The 2,863-nt window shown below is 49.9% G+C and carries 3 protein-coding genes; all 3 read left to right on the top strand.

The window, feature by feature from the left end; all coding sequences use genetic code 11:
- Positions 1-444 (top strand): FecCD family ABC transporter permease (locus CVN76_RS04575; protein WP_157805518.1); only part of this gene is annotated, 444 nt, incomplete at its 5' end.
- A complete protein-coding gene (locus CVN76_RS04570) occupies positions 437-1,909 on the top strand; it encodes a heme ABC transporter ATP-binding protein (protein WP_100530467.1) in 1,473 nt (490 codons plus the stop codon). The genes CVN76_RS04575 and CVN76_RS04570, both read left to right, overlap by 8 nt.
- A partial coding sequence (gene cbiB / locus CVN76_RS04565) for an adenosylcobinamide-phosphate synthase CbiB (RefSeq protein ID WP_100530466.1) occupies positions 1,906-2,863 on the top strand: 958 nt, incomplete at its 3' end. The genes CVN76_RS04570 and cbiB, both read left to right, overlap by 4 nt.

Raw genomic sequence — 2,863 nt, 5'->3', positions numbered from 1 at the left:
GGGTGGAATTATATCGGAATCATTCTGCCGTTTTTCATCATTGGCTCGTTGATTCTGATCATGAATACGAGGGAATTGAATGCGATGACCTTCGGGGAGGACCGGGCAAAACATTTAGGTGTCGACGTGCAGAGGCGGAAAATGTGGATCCTGATCGCGGGCTCGATATTAACGGGCGCAGCGGTTGCCGTTTCAGGCACGATCGGCTTTGTAGGGCTGGTGATTCCCCATTTGGTCCGGAGGATATGGGGGCCAGATCATAGGCATCTGCTTCCGTTATCATTGCTGGTAGGAAGCGGGTTCTTGATTTTGGCAGATCTTGTGGCACGGACGATCATCGCCCCGTCGGAACTGCCGATCGGGGTCATCACCTCACTGATCGGGGCACCTGCATTTGCCCTCATTTTATTAAGGAGACGGAGAGTGGGTAGGACGGATGCTTGAAGTTAAAGGGTTAACGGGTGGATACGATAACAAAAGCGTTTTGGATTCCGTCTCTTTCGACGTTCAAAAAGGAGAACTATTCGGGATCCTCGGTCCAAACGGCAGCGGAAAAACGACGCTGTTGAGTATGCTCAGTGGGGTGCTTGCTTACAAGCAAGGAAGCATACGGATCAAAGGAAAAGATTTGCAGGATTATTCGGCAAAACAGCTTGCACGGGTCATTGCGGTGCTTCCTCAACATTCCTCATTGGCTTTTTCGTATACGGTGAAGGAGACGGTCTCGCTTGGGAGGTACGCCCATCAAACAGGCTGGTTCCACAGCTGGTCTGAGGAGGATGAAAGGATTGTCCAACGGGTGATGAAACAAACGGGAGTGGCCGAATTCCAGGATCTTCATTTCGAACGGCTATCAGGAGGGGAGAGGCAGCGGGTCTTGCTGGCCCAGGCGCTTGCCCAGGAGCCTGAAGTTCTTTTTTTGGATGAGCCGACGAACCACTTGGATCTATCGTATCAAAAGGAACTTCTTGATTTGATGAGAAAAATGGCAAAGGAGCAGGAATTGACCGTCATATCGATATTTCACGACTTGAATCTGGCTGGATTATATTGTGATCGGCTCTTGCTGCTTGCAAAAGGGAAAATCCAAGCCCTTGCTGCCCCTAATGAAGTGCTTCAACAGGACCGGATCCAGAAAGTCTATCGTACGACGATCGAAAAGCATCCGCATCCTGCACTTCCGAAGCCGCAAATGTTCATCGTTCCCCAAAAGCATGGCAGCGATTACGACCCATTCGAAATCAATGAATCCCATTTGACGGTCGGGCGGGAGATGATCCGATTGAATGCCCCCAATCCCCTTAGAACGATGTCTTCTGGAGTGACTGGATCGGGGATGGGCTGGCATCGATATTTCGTGAATAGACACGTCCATCACGATTATGATTGCGATGACCATCTTGCGGAAATGGCGGATTATTTAAAAGCCAACAACATCGATCCGCAGGAAACGGTAGGGATGATGACGGCAGTCTTCCTTGATACGGCTGCCTTCAAATTAGTAAAAGCGGAAGGTTTCTCGGTTTTCATCATCGTGACGGCTGGAGTCGGCAATGCCATCGACGCTTCATTAGCGGACCGCCACTCCTGGAGTTCTGCGCCGGGGACCATCAATACATGGATATTCGTAAATGGCCACCTGGCAGAAGAAGCCTTCATTCACAGCATCGTTACCGCGACCGAGGCAAAAGTAAAAGCGCTTCATGATTTGCAGGTTCTGGACAAGGTGACGAACACCTATGCGACAGGAACATCGACCGATAGCATCTCGATTGCAGCGACACAAAGAGGGGTGAAGCTTCAATATGCAGGAACCATCACCCCGCTAGGGAAGCTGATCAGCCGCGGTGTATATGATTGTACCGCCGAAGCGATAAGGAATAGTCGTAAACGGAATGAGGCATTATGATCTATCATCACCTTTTTGCCGTTACGCTGGCGTTTTTCCTTGATTTGATAATAGGAGATCCGCCGAATTGGCCGCATCCAGTCAAATGGATTGGAACGTTGATAAGCAAGCTCGATCGCACATTCAATGAAGGCGCACATAAGAAAAGAAATGGACTGTTCATGCTGGCTATCGTCTTGACGACGGTACTATTGCTTACAGGTCTGTCGGTTTATTTGGCCTATCTTATCCATCCGCTGGCGGGAATCGTTTGGGAAGCTGCCGTGATTTCCACTACGATTGCCCAAAAGGGTTTGAAGCAGGCTGGAATGGAGGTGTGCCGTCCGCTGAATGAAAGGGATTTTCCTGAAGCGCGGCTCAAGCTTTCCTATATCGTCGGCCGTGATACCGACATGCTTGATGAGTCCGAAATAGTCAGGGGCACTGTTGAAACTGTAGCTGAAAATACGAGTGATGGAGTAACGGCCCCGTTGTTTTGGGCAGCGGTTGGCGGGGCGCCGCTTGCGATGGTATACAGGGCAATCAATACGTGTGATTCGATGGTTGGCTACAATAATGATAAATATGGCCAATTTGGCTGGGCTTCGGCAAAGCTCGATGATATCGCGAACTACCTTCCCAGCCGCCTCACTGGACTTTTGATGCTGTTATGCTCGAAATCTAGCCATCATGATCTTCAGGGCAGATGGAGGATCTTATTCAGTGATGCGAAGAAACATCCAAGTCCGAATAGCGGCTGGTGTGAAGCAGCCGTTGCGGCGATTTTGGGTGTGCAGCTTGGCGGGCTCAATATGTACAAAGGAGTAGTTTCTGACCGTGCGCGCATGGGCGTGCCGCTTGTTCCGCTGGAGGCAAAACATATACCAAAAACGATTGCCATCATGCATCGATCGTCTTTTCTATTTTTACTGATGCTTTGGCTGGGGGGAATTGCATTTGAAATTACCATCTCAT

It is taken from the genome of Bacillus sp. mrc49, assembly GCF_002803435.1.
Note: the sequence above shows the minus strand (reverse complement) of the source record. Positions and strands in the feature narration are given on the sequence as shown.